This is a genomic window from Caldimonas brevitalea (assembly GCF_001017435.1).
GTDB lineage: Bacteria > Pseudomonadota > Gammaproteobacteria > Burkholderiales > Burkholderiaceae_C > Caldimonas > Caldimonas brevitalea.
In genome coordinates, this window is the sequence record NZ_CP011371.1 from 5,459,945 (window position 1) to 5,476,663 (window position 16,719).

A 16,719-nucleotide genomic window follows, 5' to 3' on the forward strand; every position below is an offset into this window, starting at 1 on the left:
TTCCTGATAACGCAGGTGCGATGAGCCTCCCCGACCCGCGACTCCACGCCGCCATGCAAGCGGCGGTGCAGAAGATTCTGTCCACCGTGTCGACCACCTCCAGCCGGGTGGTCGACGTGATGGGCATGCTCGCGCTTTCGGCGAAGAGCAACGCGCAGCGGCAGGGCTACATGGCCGCACAGTTCGACCTGCAACGGTCCTTGCCGAACTTCAACATGACGTTTTCGACGGTGTTGAACGAGAAGGTGGCGCAGGACCTGAACCCCGGCCAGGGCACCCGCGGCTTCGCGGCGACCAACTGGGCCTCGCTCAGCTTGGTCGACGACAGCGAAGTCGAGGAGCAGGTGACGGCCCACCGGCTCGGCCTCGAGATCGCCCACCAATGTGAGTGGGAACTGCGCGAGCTCGACGCCTACATGGGCACGCTGCTGGGACTCGAACGGGCCGACCCGGACCGCAACCCGATCCGGCCGGAGGTGCTCGGCAAGGCCTTGTTCCGCGCCATCGAGGCGGCATCGCCCGACGCCTCGGTGCGCAAGACGCTGGCCGGCGAACTGGGCCACGCGCTCGCCAAGTCGATGCGCGAGTGTTACGGCGAGATCGTGGCCGACTTCGGCCGCCGGGGCATCCAGCCCGCCGGGCTGGTGGTGCGCCAACGGCCCGCGGCCGGCTCCGGGGACACCGCCGCCGGCGCGCTGCCGGGCGGCGCGGCAAGCGGTACCGCCAGCGACGCCCCCCGCGACGCCGGCCCCACCGACCCGCGGCAGGCGGCGGCACAAGCGCTCAGCGCGCTGTTCGGCGTGGCGCCACCGACCGAGCTGGCCACGGTGCCGGTCGATCTCCCGATGGGCGATACGCGCTCGAGAGGGTTGGGCTCGCGCTTCGGCAGCACCGGCGCCGGGTCGGGCTTCGGCGCGTCGGGGCAGAGCACTTCCGGGCACGGCGCGTCGGGGCAGAGCACTTCCGGGCACGGCGCGTCGGGCCATGGCATGTCCGGGCACAGCACCTCCGGCCACGGCATGTCGGGATACGGCACCTCCGGATATGGCACGTCACGACAGGGCGGCGCGGGCGGCACTGCCGCGGGGGCCTTGGCGGCCAGCGACGCCCACATGCTGGACGTGATCCGGCGGCTGGCCTTCCTCAGCAGCGTTCCGGCGTCCCTCGACGGCCCGGTCACCACCACCGACTGGCATCCGTCCAGCGGCGCGTCGATCGGCAGCGCGGCCGGCGCGGGGCGCGGAGTGCCGACGTCTTCTTCGGGACTCGGCGGCCTGATGGCCGTCAACCTGATCCGCACCCACCGCGAAGAGCTGATGCGGGCCTCGACCGGCACGCTCGATCACATGGTGATCGACATCGTCGCGTCGCTGTTCGACCAGATCCTGTCCGACCCGAAAGTGCCGCCCCAGATGGCGCGGCAGATCGCGCGGCTGCAACTGCCGGTGTTGCGCGTGGCGCTGAAGGACATGCAGTTCTTCTCGTCGCGCAGCCACCCGGTGCGCAAGTTCGTCAACCGCATGGCGTCGATCGCCTGCGCGTTCGAAGAGTACGGCGAGGGGCCGGGCAAACGTTTCCTGGACCTGGTCCGCGACCTGGTGCAGCAGGTGGTCGAGGGCGACTTCGACCAGATGGAGCTGTACGAGGCCAAGCTGCGCCTGCTGGAAAACTTCGTCCAGGAGCAAAGCCGCGACGAAGCGCAGGCGCACGCCGAAGCGGTCGAGATGCTGGCGGCCAAGGAAACCCAGCTGCGCGTGCAATCGCGTTTCGAGCAGCAGGTGCAGGCGCTGCTGCGCCCGATCGCGCTGCCGGACTTCCTGCGCGAGTTCCTGCAGGGGCCGTGGAGCCATGCGGTGGTGGCGGCGACCTTGCGCCACGGCGCCGAGGCCGAGCCGGCGCAGCGCTTGCGCCGGGCGTCGCGCGAGCTGATCCTGAGCGTGCAACCGAAAAGCACGCCGGCCGACCGCAAGCAATTCATCCTGACGCTGCCGCAGCTGATGAAAACGCTCAACGAGGGCCTGGCGATGATCCGCTGGCCCGACGAGCAGAAAAAAGCCTTCTTCGCCGAGCTGCTGCCGCTGCACGCGCAATCGCTGAAAGGCCAGGCGCTGACGGATTTCCAGTTGCGCCAGCTGGAAATCCACCTGCAGGCGCTGGAGCGCCAGCCGGTGCCGCCGGCCGACGACCTGCCCGATGTCGCGCCCACCGCCACCCTGGCCGGGGGCGACACCGGCTTCTCCGAGGACGAGGCGGCACAACTCGGGCTGGTCGAGGAAAGCTCGATCGACTGGGACGGCAACGTCGACATCGACCTGGCGAGCCTGGACTCGGGCTCCAGCGACCTCGACATCAACCTCGACGGGCTGGGCCCCGAACTGGTGCCGGAAACCCCCACCAAGGGCCTGCAGTTGGCGCAGTGCGTGCAGGCGGGCATCGCCTACCAGATGCACACCGAAGAAGGCTGGCAGAAGGTACGGCTGAACTGGGTCAGCCCGGGGCGCACCTTCTTCATCTTCAGCCAGGGCAAGAAGCACCAGAAGATCATCTCGCTGACCGGCCGCATGCTCGCCAAACTGTGCGAGACCGGCCGTTTCCGCGCCTTCGAGCAGGCCTACCTGATCGAGCGCGCGGTCGCACGCGCCCGCAAGCAGCTGGCCGCGCTGTCGACGACCAGCAAGGCGTGACACGGCGCCTTCGCGCGCCGCTCAGGCAGCCGACAAACGCCGGGCCATCTCGATCGCGGCGATCATGCTGGCCGGGTCCGCACGGCCTGTGCCGGCCAGGTCGAACGCGGTCCCGTGGTCGGGACTGGTGCGGATGAACGGCAGGCCCAGCGTCACGTTCACGCCGCGCTCCACGCCCAGGTATTTGACCGGGATCAGGCCCTGGTCGTGGTACATCGCCAGCACCACGTCGAATTCGCCCGGGTGGTCGAGCGTGTTGCGGGCGCGCATGAACACGGTGTCCGGCGCATAGGGGCCGCGCGCATCGATGCCTTCGCGCTGCGCCGCCTCTATGGCCGGCCCGATGATGCGCAATTCCTCGTCACCGAACAGCCCGCCTTCGCCGGCGTGCGGATTGAGGCCGGCCACGCCGATGCGCGGGCTCGGCTGGCCCCACAAGGCCGCCGCCCGGTGGACGATACGCAAGGTTTCCAGCACCGCGTCGAAGCTGACCGCGTCGATCGCCTGGCGCAGCGACATGTGGATCGTCACCAGCACCGTCTTCAGCTCGTCGTTGGCCAGCATCATGCGCACCGGAGCGCCGCCGGGCCCATTGGCGTAAGCCTGCAACATCTCGGTGTGACCGGGAAAGGTGACGCCCGCCAGCGCCAGCGCTTCCTTGTGGATCGGGGCCGTGACCACCCCTGCCACCTCACCGGCGGCCGCCAGCTCGCAGGCCGCGCGGATGCAATCGTGGGCGGCGGCACCGGCGCGTGCGTCGACACGACCGAGCGGCAGATCGTCGGGCAGGCGCACCACCGGCAACACGCCGAGACAGCCGGGCGGCAGGGTCAGCGCGTCGGCGGCACGCTCGATCACCGCGACGGGCAGCAGGCCGCCGGTGGCCTCCGCCGCGCGCCGCATCACCGCCGGGTCGCCGAGCACGAAGGCCTGCCGGGCCGCGCCGCAGCGCACCGCCTGGACGACGATCTCGGGGCCGATGCCGCAGGCGTCGCCCATCGTGATGGCGAGGGGCCGCATCGTGGGGGCCCGCGCTGAGCCGTCAGGCATGTGTACGGCGCTCATTCGGTAACCTCCGTGCTGCGAACTCCGGTGCGAGCCCCTTCGGGCGGCCGTGCGGCGCTCATTGAGTAACCTCCGTGCTTGCGCACTGCGGTGCGAGCCCCTCCGGGCGGCCGTGCGGCGCTCATGCCGGGTTCTCCACATCGATGAATTCGTGTTGCAGGCCAAAGCGCTCGGCCACATGCGCCGCCACGGCCGGCGCACCGTAGCGTTCAGTGGCATGGTGGCCGCAGGCGAGAAAGGCAACCCCGGTTTCGCGCGCGTAATGCGCTTGCGGCTCGGAGATCTCGCCAGTCAGGAAGGCGTCGGCGCCGGCCGCAATGGCCGCCTCGAAATAGTTTTGAGCGCCGCCGGTGCACCAGGCGATGCGGCGCAGTGCCCGCCCGTCGCCGGCGACCGTGACCGGCGGCCGCCCCAGGCGCGACGCCACCCGGGCCTCCAGGGCCGGCAGGTCGAGCGGCTGCTCGGGCACGCCCAGCCAGCCCAGCTCCTGTTCGCCGAAGCGGCCGTCGGCTGCCAGGCCCAGGCGCTCGCCCAGCTGTGCGTTGTTGCCGTAGTCGGGATGGGCATCGAGCGGCAGGTGGTAGGCGTACAGGTTGACGTCGTCGGCCAGCAGCCGCTGCAGCCGCTTTTTCATCCAGCCCACCACCCGACCGTCCTGGCCGCGCCAGAACAAGCCGTGGTGCACCAGGATGGCGTCGGCACCTCGGGCGACGGCGGCCTCGATCAACGCGAGGCTGGCGGTGACACCGCTGACCAGCTTACGAACCTCGGCCCGGCCCTCGACCTGCAACCCATTCGGCCCATAATCCCGGAACCGATCCACCTGCAACAGGTTTTTTAGGTACGAATCCAGTTCATCGCGGTGGGTCATCGAAACACGTCCTATGCGCAAAACTTGGCTGATTTTCTCGCAAGCGGTCACGGTGGCCGTGGCCGCGTTGTTCGTCGTCGCAACACTGAAGCCCGAGTGGATGCAGCGCCACCCCGCCAGCGTGGTGCCGACCGTGTCGATCACCGAGGCCCCGCCCCCGCCGCTGGTCGCTCGCGCCACCGGTGGTTATGCGGCCGCCGCCAAGCGCGCCTCACCGGCCGTCGTCAACATCGCCACCAGCAAGGCACCCGCCCGCTCGCCGCAGAGCGAGGACCCGTGGTTCCGCTTCTTCTTCGGTGATCCGGGCCAGGCGCAACCGCAGCTCGGCCTGGGGTCGGGCGTGATCGTCTCGCCCGAGGGATACGTGCTGACCAACAACCACGTGATCGAAGGCGCCGACGACATCGAGGTGATGTTGAGCGACGGCCGCAAGGCCCACGCCAAGGTGGTCGGCACCGACCCGGAGACCGACCTGGCCGTGCTCAAGCTGACGCTGGAAAAGCTGCCGGCGATCACCTTCGGCGACTCCGATTCGCTGGAGGTGGGCGACGTGGTGCTGGCGATCGGCAACCCCTTCGGCGTCGGGCAGACGGTGACCTCGGGCATCGTCAGCGCGCTGGGCCGCAACCAGCTCGGCATCAACACCTTCGAAAACTTCATCCAGACCGACGCGGCGATCAACCCCGGCAATTCCGGCGGCGCCTTGGTCGACGCCGCCGGCAACCTGATGGGCATCAACACCGCAATCTACTCGCGTTCGGGCGGCAACATGGGTATCGGCTTCGCGATCCCGGCCTCCACCGCGCGGCAGGTGATGGAGGCGTTGATCAAGGAAGGCCAGGTCACACGCGGCTGGATCGGCGTGGAGCCGCAGGACCTGACACCCGAGATGGCCGAAACCTTCAACCTGCCGGTGAAGGAAGGTGTGCTGATCACCGGTGTGCTGCAAGGCGGGCCGGCGCAGGAAGCCGGCGTGCGACCGGGCGACGTGGTGACGGCGGTGGCCGACCAGAAGGTGAGTTCGACGGTGCAGTTGTTGAATGCAGTGGCCGCGTTGAAGCCGGAATCGCGCGCGGCCCTGACGGTGCAGCGTGGCGAGAACAAGCTGGAACTGCAGGTTCATGTGGCGCGGCGCCCCAAGGTGTCGCGGCGCGGCGCCGAACGCTGAAGAAGCGCGGCCCCTCCCGGTGCCTTCCAGGGGGGCGCCTGCAGCGGCGCGGGGCCGGCGGCGGCCCGAGGCAAGAGCCGGAGCGGCATCGCCGCCTCCGGCAGGAGCCGATCTGAACGCCTGACCGCCCCGAAAGGCGGTCCAAGCGGATGTACGGCGCGCACCGGCGGGCATCTACCACGCCGTACCGCCGATCAGGCCGGCGTATCTTCCTCGGCGTCCGGCGCCTTGGTGTGCTTGATGAACACCTGCGCCGCCCAGATGCCGACCTCGTAGAGCAAACACATCGGCACCGCCAGCGCCAGTTGCGAGATCACGTCGGGCGGCGTGACGATGGCCGCGACGATGAAGGCCAGCACGATGAAGTAGCTGCGAAAGGCCTTCAGTTTCTCGATGCTCACCATACCCAGCCGCGCCAGCACCACGACGACGATGGGCACCTCGAAGGCGAGACCGAAGGCAAGGAACATGGTCAGCACGAAGCTGAGATAGGCCTCGATGTCCGGCGCCGCGGTGATGCTCTTGGGCGCGAAGCTCTGGATGAATGCGAACACCTGGCCGAACACGAAGAAATAGCAGAACCCCACCCCGACCAGGAACAACAGCGTGCTCGAGATCACCAGCGGCAGCACCAGCTTTTTCTCGTGCGAATAGAGCCCCGGCGCGACGAAAGCCCACACCTGGTAGAGCACCACCGGCAGGGCCAGCAAAAACCCCGCCATCAGCGTGATCTTGAGCGGCACGATGAAGGGCGAGATGACGTTGGTCGCGATCAGCGTCGCGCCCTGGGGCAGGTGCGAGACCAGCGGCGCGGCCAGCAGGTCGTAGAGCCCGGAGGGGCCGGGCCACAGCGCCAGCGCACCGAAGGCGATGCCGACCGCGATCAGCGCACGGATCAGCCGGTCGCGCAGTTCGACCAGATGTGAGACAAAAGGCTGCTCGGTCCCCTCCAGTTCGTCGCGGGGATCTTCGTTGGACGGATGGCTCACGGACGGGCTTTCGATGCAGCGCGCGGCGGACGGAAGCGGGCCACACGCGCGGCGCCGGATTGGGCGCGCGTGCGCACGCCGTGGCGCTGCTTGTACCACTGCGGCACCGCGCCGCGCTTCAGGCGCCAGTTCTTCTTCGGATGTTTGTATTGCGGTGCGGGCGGTTCCCAGCCGTGGTCGGCCAGGGCTTCCGGGTCGCTCGCGCGGTTTGAGCCGGTGGCATCGGACCAGGCTTGCTCGAATTCGGTCGACGCGTCGTGCACCTCGCGCGAAATCGATTGCTCCACATTGCGCGCCGCGTCCTCGAACTCGCCGCGCATCTTCTTGAGCTCTTCGAGTTCGATCGAGCGGTTGACCTCCGCCTTCACGTCGGCCACATAACGCTGCGCCTTGCCGAGCAGATGGCCGACCGTGCGGGCCACGCGGGGCAGGCGCTCGGGCCCGATGACGATCAGGGCCACCGTGCCGATCAACGCCAGCTTGTCAAAACCGAGATCGATCATGGGATGTCACGCCGCGGGTGGTCAGGGGCCGCCCCGGGCCGGCCGCGGCGGCGCTCGGGTCGCGTCACGACTTGCTCTTGGCCTCGACGTCGATGGTCGACTTGTCGGCCGCCTTGTCGGTGGTCACCTGCTGGGCCGGGCTGTCGGCCGCGCCGTCGCGCATGCCGTCCTTGAAACCCTTGACCGCACCGCCCAGGTCGGACCCCATGTTCTTGAGCTTTTTGGTGCCAAACACCAGCACGACGATCAACAGCACGATCAACCAGTGCCAGATGCTGAAGGAACCCATGATCTTCTCCTTACGACAGAGTCAAATTTTAAAGTCAGCCGATCTTCCAGGGCCGCGGACCGCCCATGACATGGACATGGAGGTGGTATACCTCTTGCCCACCGTCGACGCCGGTGTTGACCACAGTGCGGAAACCGTTGGTCGCCCCCTGCTCCCGCGCCAGTTTGGGCGCCAGCGCGAGCATCCGGCCCAGCAGCGCCTCGTGCTCGTCGCCCACCTCGAACAGCGAGGGGACGTGCAGCTTGGGAATGATCAAAAAATGGATGGGCGCGTGCGGCCGGATGTCGTGGAACACCAGCAGTTCCTCGTTTTCGAAGACTTTCTTCGACGGGATCTGGCCATCGACGATCTTGCAGAAGATGCAGTTCGGGTCTCGGTTCATGCTGGTCTCAAATGGGACGGTTGGCGGACAAATTCATCCAGCCGCGGATGATGCGGTAGAGAAGCCAGATCGAAATCAGGGTCCAGGCGATCATGCCGGGCACCAGGAACAGCAGCCACAACGGCAGGGTCAGCAGGTAAAGCCCGCCCGCCCAGAGCACCGAGCGGATGCGCCAGCTGAAGTGCGATGCCTGCCACGTGCCGGCGGCGTCGTCTTTCTTGACCAGGTCGAGGATGATGGCGACCAGCAGCAGCGCCACGCCGGCCTGCACGCCCGGCAGCACCGCGGCAACCGCGACGATGGTGTGCAGCAGGTAGCTGACGACACCCAGGGACTTGAGCGAGCGCTCGCGCTCGCCGAGGTCGATGATCTCGCTCATGGCGTGTTGGCCTCCTTGTCACTGCCCGCCGCCGGCGCAGGTGCACCGCGGCGCGCGAACTCTTCCAGACCCGACAACCCCTCGCGGCGTTCCAGTTCGGCCAGCACCTGCTCGGGGCCGAGGCCGAAGTGCGCCAGCGCCACCATCGAGTGGAACCACAGGTCGGCCACCTCGTAGACGATCTTGGCGGTGTCGCCGTCCTTGGCGGCCATCACCGTCTCGGTGGCTTCTTCGCCGACTTTCTTCAGGATGGCGTCGGTGCCCTTGTGGAACAACCGGGCCACATACGACGCCTGCGGGTCGCCGCCCTTGCGCGACTCGATGACCGCGGCCAGGCGCTCCAGGGTTTGGTTGGATGACGTCATTTGTAGATCCGTTCCGGGTCTTTCAAGACCGGATCGACGGCTTGCCACTGGCCGTTCCGCAGCACGCTGAAAAAGCAGGAATGGCGGCCGGTGTGGCAGGCGATGCCGGGCTCGTGGCCGAGTTGCTCGACCGTCAGCAGCACCACGTCGGCGTCACAGTCGATGCGCAGCTCGTGCACCTTCTGGATGTGGCCGGATTCCTCGCCCTTGTGCCAGAGCCGCCCGCGCGACCGGCTCCAGTACACGGCCTCGCCCAGTTCGGCCGTCTTGGCCAGGGCCTCGCGGTTCATGAAGGCGAACATCAGCACGTCTTTGCTGCCACGCTCCTGCGCGATGACAGGCACGAGGCCCTGCTCGTCCCACTTCACTTGATCTAGCCAGTTCATCCCGGCAGTGTAGCAACCGCGTGTGACGCGGCGGCGGCGGGGCCGAAAGCGTCAGTTGCGCACCGGAATGCCGCGCGATGCCATCAGTTGCTTGGCCTGGCCCACGGTGTACTCGCCGTAGTGGAAGATGCTCGCCGCCAACACGGCGTCGGCGCGGCCCTCCTGGATGCCGGCGGCCAGGTGTTCCAGGTTGCCGACACCACCCGAGGCGATCACCGGCACCGGCACCGCGTCGCTGACGGCGCGCGTCAGGGCCAGGTCGAAGCCGCTCTTGGTGCCGTCGCGGTCCATGCTGGTCAGCAGGATCTCGCCGGCGCCGTGTTCGGCCATCTGCCGCGCCCAGTCGACCGCGTCGAGGCCGGTGTTCTTGCGCCCGCCATGCGTGTAGACGTCCCAGCCGCCGCCCGGGCGCGCCTTGGCGTCGATCGCGACGACGATACATTGCGCGCCGTACTTGCGCGACGCGTCGCGGATCACCTGCGGGTTCGCGACCGCAGCCGAGTTGAAGCTCACCTTGTCGGCGCCCGCATTCAACAGCCGCCGCACGTCTTCGACCGTGCGCACGCCGCCGCCCACCGTCAGCGGGATGAACACCTGGCTGGCGACCGCCTCGATGATCGGCAGGATCAGGTCACGGCCGTCGCTGGTGGCGGTGATGTCGAGAAAGGTCAGCTCATCGGCGCCCTGCTCGTTGTAACGAGCGGCGATTTCGACCGGGTCGCCCGCGTCGCGCAGTTCAACGAAGTTGACACCCTTGACGACCCGGCCGCCGGTGACGTCGAGGCAGGGGATGATACGTTTGGCGAGCATGGCGACAAATGGTGTGGGGGGGAGGACGGCTCAACCGCCCCCGCCGTTGAGTTGATCGGCGCGCTGCTGTGCGGCGACGAAGTCGAGGGCGCCGGTGTAGATCGCCCGGCCGCAGATCACGCCTTCGACACCTTCGCTCTCCACGGCGCAGAGCTTCTCGATGTCGGCCAGGTTGCTCAGTCCGCCCGAGGCGATCACCGGGATGCTGAGCGCTTGCGCCAGCTTGACGGTGGCGTCGATGTTGATGCCGGTGAGCATGCCGTCGCGGCCGATGTCGGTGTAGATCACGGCTTCGACGCCGTAATCCTCGAACTTGCGCGCCAGGTCCACCACTTCGTGGCCCGACAGTTTCGACCAGCCGTCGGTCGCCACCTTGCCGTCCTTGGCGTCGAGCCCGACGATGATGTGGCCGCCGAAGGCGGTGCAGGCGTCTTTCAAAAAGCCCGGGTTCTTCACCGCGGCGGTGCCGATGATCACGTAGCTGAGGCCGTCGTCGAGGTAGCGCTCGACGGTGTCGAGGTCGCGGATACCGCCGCCGAGCTGCACCGGTATCTCGTCGCCGACCTCGGCCAGGATGCTCTTGATGGCCGCCTCGTTGACCGGTTTGCCGGCAAAGGCGCCGTTCAGGTCGACCAGGTGCAGCCGCCTCGCGCCTGCCTCCAGCCAACGCCGGGCCATGGCGGCCGGGTCTTCTCCGAAGGTGGTGGAGTCGTTCATGTCACCCTGTTTCAGGCGCACGCACTGGCCGTCTTTCAGGTCGATGGCAGGGATCAGCAACATAGCCGAAGCGATGGGAGGTGGAGGAATGGGGGGCGGAGAGAGGAGGTGTGCAGTGCCGTCAAGGCTTCCAGGTCAGGAAGTTGCGGTACAGGGCGAGGCCGTGGTCTGCGCTCTTCTCCGGGTGGAACTGCGTGGCAAAAATATTATCCCGGCCCACAGCACAGGTAAAGCGAACGCCGTACTCGGTTTCCCCCGTGCTGTGGTGCGGATGCCGCGTGCGGGCATGGAAGCTGTGGACGAAATAGAAGTAGGCGCCGTCGGGAATGCCAGCCCAGATCGCATGAGGTTGTGACTGGAACACCCGGTTCCAGCCCATTTGAGGCACCTTGTAACGACTGCCGTCGGGCTGGATCTGCCCGTCGAGCTGGAACCGCACCACGTCGCCGGGGATCAGCCCCAGGCCCTCGGTGGGGCCCTCTTCGCTTGATTCGAGCAGCATTTGCATGCCGACGCACACCCCCAGCAAGGGCTTGTGCGCCGCGGCATGCAGCACCGCCTCCTGCAGCCCGGAGGCCGCCAGTTCGTGCATGCAATCGGGCATCGCGCCCTGGCCGGGCAACACCACCCGCTCTGCCGCATAGACCTCGTCGGCACGGCTGGTCACCACCACCTGCACACCCGAGCCTTGCGCCGCATGAAGCACCGCCTGCGAAACCGAACGCAGGTTGCCCATGCCGTAGTCGACAACTGCAACGGTGGGCATGGCTTAGAGAGATCCTTTGGTGGAGGGAATGATGCCGGCCATGCGAGGGTCCAGCTCGAGGGCCATGCGCAGCGCACGCGCAAAAGCCTTGAACACCGTCTCGCACTGATGGTGCGCATTCTCGCCACGCAAGTTGTCGATGTGAAGCGTCACCAGCGCATGATTGACGAAACCCTGGAAGAACTCATAGGCCAACTGTGTGTCGAACGCGCCAATCGAGCCGGCTTTGAAGGGCACGTGCATCGTCAACCCGGGTCGACCCGAGAAATCGACCACCACACGCGACAACGCTTCGTCGAGCGGCACATAGGCATGGCCGTAGCGGCGCAGCCCCTTCTTGTCGCCGACCGCTTTCGCCACCGCCTGGCCCAGCGTGATGCCGACGTCTTCGACCGTGTGGTGGCCGTCGATGTGCAGGTCGCCCTTGGCGTCGATCTCGAGGTCGATCAGCCCGTGGCGGGCGATCTGGTCGAGCATGTGGTCGAAAAAGCCGATGCCGGTGGACAACCGGGCGACGCCGGTGCCGTCGAGGTCGACGCGCACGCGGATCTGGGTTTCGGCGGTGTTGCGCGTGACTTCGGCCACGCGCGTCGATCGGGTCTCGGGTGTCGTCATTTCGGGCCTCATGCCACGCTCTCGCGCAAGGCGGCGATCATCAAGTCGTTCTCTTCGGCGGTGCCGACGGTCAGGCGCAAACAGTTGGCCAGTGCCGGGATGCTCGACACCTTCTTCACCAGCACGCCGCGCTGCTTCAAGTGCGCGAAGCTGCGCTCGGCGTCGGGCATGCGCACCAGCACCATGTTGGCGTCGCTCGGAAAGGGCAACACGCCGGGCATCTCGCGCAAGGCCTCGATCAGACGCTCGCGCTCGGCCCTGAGCAAGGCCGCCTGTCGGGCGAACTCGGTCTCGTGTTCCAGTGCGAACAAGGCGGCTTCACAGTTGAGCACGCTGATGTTGTAGGGCGGGCGCACCTTTTCGATCTGCTCGATCAGGCTGCTTCGCCCCATCATGTAGCCGATCCGCACGCCGGCCAGGCCGAACTTGCTCATCGTGCGCATCAGGATCACGTGCTCGTGGCGCGTCAGGCGGTCGAGATAGGTCTTGCTGGAGAACGGCTGGTAGGCCTCGTCGATCACCACCAGCCCGGGCGCAGCCTGCACCACCCGCTCGATGATGGTGTCGTCGAACAAATTGGCGGTCGGGTTGTTCGGGTAGGCGATGTAGACCAGCGCGGGCCGGTGCGTTTCGATGGCGGCCAGCATCGCCGGCTCATCGAGGTCGAACCGGTCCGGCGTCAGCGGCACGCCGACGTAGTTCAAGCCGTGCAGTTCGGCCGACACCGCATACATCACGAAACCGGGCGACGGCGCCACCACGCTCGCACCCGGCCGGTTGCAGCACAGGGCCAACAGCGAGATCAGCTCGTCCGAGCCGTTGCCCAGCATCAGCGCGTAACCCTCGGGCAGCCCCGCGTGGCGCGCCAAGGCGCGGCGCAGGTCTTCGACCCGGTCGCCGGGGTAACGGTTGAGCGCGACGGCCCCCAGGCGCTCGCCCAGTTCGCGCTGCAGCGCGAGCGGCAGCGTGTAGGGGTTTTCCATCGCGTCGAGCTTGACGTAGCCGGCGCTCGGCTGCACCACGTAGGGCAGCATGGCCTGCAGATCGGGCCGCAAAAAGGCCGACATGCGTTGTTCGAGGCTGGCCATCTCAAGCTCCTTCGGGGGTGTCGTCGGACAAACGCATTTCGGCCGCGCGCGCATGCGCCTGCAACCCCTCGCCATAGGCCAGCTCGGCGGCGATGGGGCCGAGCGCCTGCGCGCCGGTGGGGCTGACCTCGATCAGGCTGGAACGCTTCTGGAAGTCGTAGACGCCGAGCGGCGACGAGAACCGGGCCGTGCCGGAGGTCGGCAGCACATGGTTGGGCCCGGCGCAGTAGTCGCCGAGCGACTCGCTGGTATAGGCCCCCAGGAAGATCGCGCCGGCATGCCGCAACAGCGGCTCCCAGCGATGCGGGTCGCGCGACGACACCTCCAGGTGTTCCGGCGCGATGCGGTTGCTGATCTCGCAGGCCTCTTCCATGCTGCGGGTGTGGATCAAGGCGCCGCGGCCTTCGAGCGAAGCGCGGATCACGTCGCGGCGCGGCATCTCGGGCAGCAGCCGATCGATTTCGGCCCGCACGCGCTCGAGGTAGCCGGCGTCGGGGCACAGCAGGATGCTTTGCGCCAGCTCGTCGTGCTCGGCCTGGCTGAACAAATCCATCGCGACCCAGTCGGGCGGCGTGCTGCCATCGGCCAGCACCAGGATTTCGCTCGGGCCGGCGATCATGTCGATGCCGACGGTGCCGAAGACGTGCTTCTTCGCACTGGCCACATAGGCATTGCCGGGGCCGGTGATCTTGTCGACCTTGGGCACCGTCGCGGTGCCATAGGCGAGCGCCGCCACCGCCTGCGCCCCGCCGATCGTGAAGGCGCGGTGGACGCCGGCGACGGCCGCCGCCGCCAACACCAGCGCGTTTTTCTCGCCGCGCGGCGTCGGCACCACCATGACGATCTCGCCGACACCGGCAACCTGCGCCGGGATGGCGTTCATCAGCACACTCGACGGATAGGCGGCCTTGCCGCCCGGCACGTAGATGCCGACGCGGTCGAGCGGCGTGACCTTCTGGCCCAGCAGCGTGCCGTCGTCGTCGTGGTAGCTCCACGAGCGCCCGCAGGCCTCGAGCTGGCGCTCGTGGTAGGCCCGCACCCGCCGTGCCGCCGCCTCCAGCGCCTGGCGCTGGGCGGGGGTGATCTGCTCGAGCGCGGCGCGCAACTCGGTTTGCGTCAGCTCCAGCGCGGCGACCGAGGTCGCACCCAGTGCGTCGAAACGGTTGGTGTAGTCGAGCACCGCGGCGTCACCACGGCCGCGCACGTCGGCCAGGATCTCGGCCACGCGCTGCTCGATCGCATGATCCGTCTCGGCCGCCCAATGCAGCGCGCGATGGAATTCGGCTTCGAAGTCCGGCGCGGTGGTGGCGAGTTGACGGATCTGCACCTTCATGACGAGGTCACCTTGGGTTGGGGTTGGAAGACGAGACGACGCTTTCGAACACGTCGATGATGCGGCGGATCGGCTCGCGCTTGAGCTTGAGCGCCGCCTGGTTGACGACGAGGCGCGACGAGATCTCCATGATCTGCTCGACCTCGACGAGATGGTTGGCTTTCAGGGTGCTGCCGGTGGACACCAGGTCGACGATGGCATCGGCCAGCCCGGTCAGCGGCGCCAGCTCCATCGAGCCGTAGAGCTTGATCAGGTCGACGTGCACACCCTTGTCGGCGAAGTGCTGGCGCGCCACGGTGGTGTACTTGGTCGCCACCCGCACCCGCGAGCCCTGCTTGACCGCGGCGCCGTAATCGAAGTCGGCACGCACCGCGACGCTCATGCGGCATTTGGCGATGCGCAGGTCGAGCGGCTGGTACAGGCCCTGGCCGCCGTGCTCGAGCAGCACGTCCTTGCCGGCCACGCCGAGGTCGGCGCCGCCGTATTGCACGTAGGTCGGCACGTCGGTGGCGCGCACCAGCACCACCCGCACATCGTCGCGGTTGGTCGGCAGGATCAGCTTGCGCGACTTCTCGGGGTCTTCGGTGACCTCGATGCCGGCCGCCTTCAACAGCGGCAGCGTCTCTTCGAAGATACGTCCCTTGGACAGTGCCAGCGTGATCATGCCTTGGTCCGCTCGATGTCGGCGCCGATGCCGCGCAGCTTGGCTTCCATCTGGTCGTAGCCGCGGTCGAGGTGGTAGATGCGGTCGACGCGCGTCTCGCCCTCGGCCACCAGCCCGGCGATCACCAGGCTGGCCGAGGCGCGCAGATCGGTGGCCATCACGGTGGCACCCGACAGCCGTTCGACGCCCTGCACCACCGCCGTGTGCCCGTCGACCTCGATGCGGGCGCCCAGCCGCACCAGCTCGTTGACGTGCATGAAACGGTTCTCGAAGATGGTTTCGGTGACCTTCGCGGTGCCGTCGGCGACGCAGTTCAACGCCATGAACTGGGCCTGCATGTCGGTCGGGAAGGCCGGGTACTCGCTGGTGCGGAACGACACCGCCTTGAGGCGGCCGTTGCCCTTGACGCGGATCGAGTCACCGCCGGCCTCGATCACCGCGCCTGCTTCGCGCAGCTTCTCGATCACCGCATCGAGGTGGTCGGCGCGCGCGCGCTTCAGCACCACGTCGCCGCCGGCGGCGGCCACCGCGCACAGGAAGGTGCCGCATTCGATGCGGTCGGGGATGATGTCGTGCGCCACGCCGTGCAGGCGCTCGACCCCCTGGATGCGGATGCGGCTGGTGCCGTGGCCTTCGATGCGGGCGCCCATGCCGATCAGCATTTCGGCCAGGTCGGGGATCTCGGGCTCCTGCGCGGCGTTTTCGAGCACCGTCTCGCCTTCGGCCAGCGTGGCGGCCATCAGCAGGTTCTCGGTGCCGGTGACGGTCACCATGTCGGTGGTGATGCGCGCGCCGCGCAAACGCTTGGCCTTGGCAACGATGTAGCCATGCTCGACCTGGATCTCGGCGCCCATGGCCTGCAAGCCCTTGATGTGCTGGTCGACCGGCCGCGAACCGATGGCGCAGCCGCCGGGCAGCGACACGGTGGCCTGCCCGAAGCGCGCCAACAGCGGCCCGAGCACCAGGATCGAGGCCCGCATCGTCTTCACCAGGTCGTAGGGCGCTTCGGGCTTGTCGAGCGCGCCGGCGTCGAGCACCACCTGGTCGGGCAGCGCCTCGGACCGCTCGGCGCTGACGCCCATGTTGCGCAACAGCTTCAGCGTGGTGTTGACGTCCTGCAGCCGGGGCACGTTGCGCAGCGTCACCGGCTCGGCCGTCAGCAGCGCCGCGCACAACTCCGGCAGGGCGGCGTTCTTGGCGCCCGAGATCGTGACGTCACCGTGAAGCCGGCGGCCACCGCGTATGAGGAGTTTGTCCATGGTGTGTGGGGTGGACCGCCCCGCGCCACGCTGCTGTCGGACCGCTCACGGCGTGCGGTGTGCACGCGTGGAGTCCTGCACAACCGCGCCGCAGCAGCGGTTGCCGATCAATGATGGTGGTGGTTGGCCGAAGTGTGGGCCCACTCGGCAGGGGTCAGCGTCTTCATCGACAGGGCGTGGATTTGCTCGCGCATTCTATCGCCCAGCGCCCGGTACACCGCCTGGTGGCGCGCCACCCGGTGCTTGCCCTCGAACTCCGTCGAGACGATGGTCGCGAAAAAGTGACGGCCGTCCCCCTCCACCTCCAGGTGCTCGCACGCGAGCCCCTGGGCGATGTAGTCGCGGACCTCTTGGGGGGTGGGATCGGCCATAAGGGCGCAATTATG

20 protein-coding genes are annotated in these 16,719 nt (G+C 67.9%); 2 read left to right on the plus strand and 18 right to left on the minus strand.

Going from position 1 to position 16,719, the window contains the following annotated elements; translation table 11 throughout:
• Nucleotides 1–20: 20 nt before the first annotated feature.
• Nucleotides 21–2,684, plus strand: coding sequence for a DUF1631 family protein (locus tag AAW51_RS28520; RefSeq protein ID WP_083438528.1), 2,664 nt, complete (start codon nt 21–23; stop codon nt 2,682–2,684).
• Nucleotides 2,685–2,705: 21 nt separating this feature from the next.
• Here the strand turns inward: AAW51_RS28520 and pdxA are convergent, their stop codons facing one another.
• Nucleotides 2,706–3,749, minus strand: a complete 1,044-nt coding sequence (gene pdxA / locus AAW51_RS23115) for a 4-hydroxythreonine-4-phosphate dehydrogenase PdxA (protein WP_047196493.1) — start codon at nt 3,747–3,749, stop codon at nt 2,706–2,708.
• Between the two features lie 121 nt (nt 3,750–3,870).
• Nucleotides 3,871–4,620, minus strand: coding sequence for a Nif3-like dinuclear metal center hexameric protein (locus tag AAW51_RS23120; RefSeq protein ID WP_047196494.1), 750 nt, complete (start codon nt 4,618–4,620; stop codon nt 3,871–3,873).
• A 13-nt stretch (nt 4,621–4,633) separates the two neighbouring features.
• Between AAW51_RS23120 and AAW51_RS23125 the strand changes: the two genes are divergently transcribed.
• Nucleotides 4,634–5,788: a S1C family serine protease gene (locus AAW51_RS23125; protein ID WP_047196495.1), complete on the plus strand. Its 1,155-nt coding sequence runs from the start codon at nt 4,634–4,636 to the stop codon at nt 5,786–5,788.
• A 194-nt stretch (nt 5,789–5,982) separates the two neighbouring features.
• On the opposite strand, the gene tatC is transcribed toward AAW51_RS23125, so the two are convergent.
• The 16 genes from tatC to AAW51_RS23205 form a co-directional block, all read right to left on the minus strand.
• A complete protein-coding gene (gene tatC, locus AAW51_RS23130; RefSeq protein WP_047196496.1) occupies nt 5,983–6,777 on the minus strand; it encodes a twin-arginine translocase subunit TatC in 795 nt (264 codons plus the stop codon).
• The gene (gene tatB / locus AAW51_RS23135; RefSeq protein ID WP_047196497.1) at nt 6,774–7,280 is read right to left on the minus strand and encodes a Sec-independent protein translocase protein TatB; all 507 of its coding nucleotides are present in this window, start codon (nt 7,278–7,280) and stop codon (nt 6,774–6,776) included. The genes tatC and tatB overlap by 4 nt, the downstream gene beginning before the upstream one ends.
• 64 nt (nt 7,281–7,344) lie before the next feature.
• On the minus strand, nt 7,345–7,569 hold the full coding sequence (gene tatA / locus AAW51_RS23140; protein WP_047196498.1) for a Sec-independent protein translocase subunit TatA: 225 nt from the start codon (nt 7,567–7,569) through the stop codon (nt 7,345–7,347).
• A 34-nt stretch (nt 7,570–7,603) separates the two neighbouring features.
• A complete protein-coding gene (locus AAW51_RS23145; RefSeq protein WP_047196499.1) occupies nt 7,604–7,951 on the minus strand; it encodes a histidine triad nucleotide-binding protein in 348 nt (115 codons plus the stop codon).
• A 7-nt stretch (nt 7,952–7,958) separates the two neighbouring features.
• Entirely contained in the window at nt 7,959–8,330 is a 372-nt protein-coding gene (locus AAW51_RS23150) for a DUF4870 family protein (protein ID WP_047196500.1), read from the minus strand.
• Nucleotides 8,327–8,695 (minus strand): phosphoribosyl-ATP diphosphatase, encoded by a 369-nt coding sequence (locus AAW51_RS23155; RefSeq protein WP_047196501.1) that lies wholly within the window; start codon nt 8,693–8,695, stop codon nt 8,327–8,329. The genes AAW51_RS23150 and AAW51_RS23155 overlap by 4 nt, the downstream gene beginning before the upstream one ends.
• Nucleotides 8,692–9,081 carry a phosphoribosyl-AMP cyclohydrolase gene (hisI, locus tag AAW51_RS23160; RefSeq protein ID WP_047196502.1) on the minus strand — a complete coding sequence of 130 codons (390 nt, stop codon included), beginning with the start codon at nt 9,079–9,081 and terminating at the stop codon, nt 8,692–8,694. The genes AAW51_RS23155 and hisI overlap by 4 nt, the downstream gene beginning before the upstream one ends.
• A gap of 51 nt (nt 9,082–9,132) precedes the next feature.
• Nucleotides 9,133–9,891: an imidazole glycerol phosphate synthase subunit HisF gene (gene hisF, locus AAW51_RS23165; protein ID WP_047196503.1), complete on the minus strand. Its 759-nt coding sequence runs from the start codon at nt 9,889–9,891 to the stop codon at nt 9,133–9,135.
• Between the two features lie 30 nt (nt 9,892–9,921).
• The gene (gene hisA / locus AAW51_RS23170; protein ID WP_047196504.1) at nt 9,922–10,671 is read right to left on the minus strand and encodes a 1-(5-phosphoribosyl)-5-[(5-phosphoribosylamino)methylideneamino]imidazole-4-carboxamide isomerase; all 750 of its coding nucleotides are present in this window, start codon (nt 10,669–10,671) and stop codon (nt 9,922–9,924) included.
• 58 nt (nt 10,672–10,729) lie between these two features.
• Nucleotides 10,730–11,374 (minus strand): imidazole glycerol phosphate synthase subunit HisH, encoded by a 645-nt coding sequence (gene hisH, locus AAW51_RS23175; RefSeq protein ID WP_047196505.1) that lies wholly within the window; start codon nt 11,372–11,374, stop codon nt 10,730–10,732.
• A 3-nt stretch (nt 11,375–11,377) separates the two neighbouring features.
• Nucleotides 11,378–11,989 carry an imidazoleglycerol-phosphate dehydratase HisB gene (gene hisB / locus AAW51_RS23180; protein ID WP_047196506.1) on the minus strand — a complete coding sequence of 204 codons (612 nt, stop codon included), beginning with the start codon at nt 11,987–11,989 and terminating at the stop codon, nt 11,378–11,380.
• 8 nt (nt 11,990–11,997) lie between these two features.
• On the minus strand, nt 11,998–13,077 hold the full coding sequence (gene hisC / locus AAW51_RS23185; protein ID WP_047196507.1) for a histidinol-phosphate transaminase: 1,080 nt from the start codon (nt 13,075–13,077) through the stop codon (nt 11,998–12,000).
• A 1-nt stretch (nt 13,078) separates the two neighbouring features.
• Nucleotides 13,079–14,410 (minus strand): histidinol dehydrogenase, encoded by a 1,332-nt coding sequence (gene hisD, locus AAW51_RS23190; protein ID WP_047196508.1) that lies wholly within the window; start codon nt 14,408–14,410, stop codon nt 13,079–13,081.
• Nucleotides 14,411–14,417: 7 nt separating this feature from the next.
• Nucleotides 14,418–15,074 carry an ATP phosphoribosyltransferase gene (gene hisG, locus AAW51_RS23195; RefSeq protein WP_047196509.1) on the minus strand — a complete coding sequence of 219 codons (657 nt, stop codon included), beginning with the start codon at nt 15,072–15,074 and terminating at the stop codon, nt 14,418–14,420.
• Nucleotides 15,071–16,333 (minus strand): UDP-N-acetylglucosamine 1-carboxyvinyltransferase, encoded by a 1,263-nt coding sequence (murA, locus tag AAW51_RS23200; RefSeq protein WP_047196510.1) that lies wholly within the window; start codon nt 16,331–16,333, stop codon nt 15,071–15,073. Before murA ends, hisG begins: the two co-directional genes overlap by 4 nt.
• A gap of 107 nt (nt 16,334–16,440) precedes the next feature.
• Nucleotides 16,441–16,704 (minus strand): BolA family protein, encoded by a 264-nt coding sequence (locus AAW51_RS23205; protein WP_047196511.1) that lies wholly within the window; start codon nt 16,702–16,704, stop codon nt 16,441–16,443.
• Between the last annotated feature and the right edge of the window lie 15 nt (nt 16,705–16,719).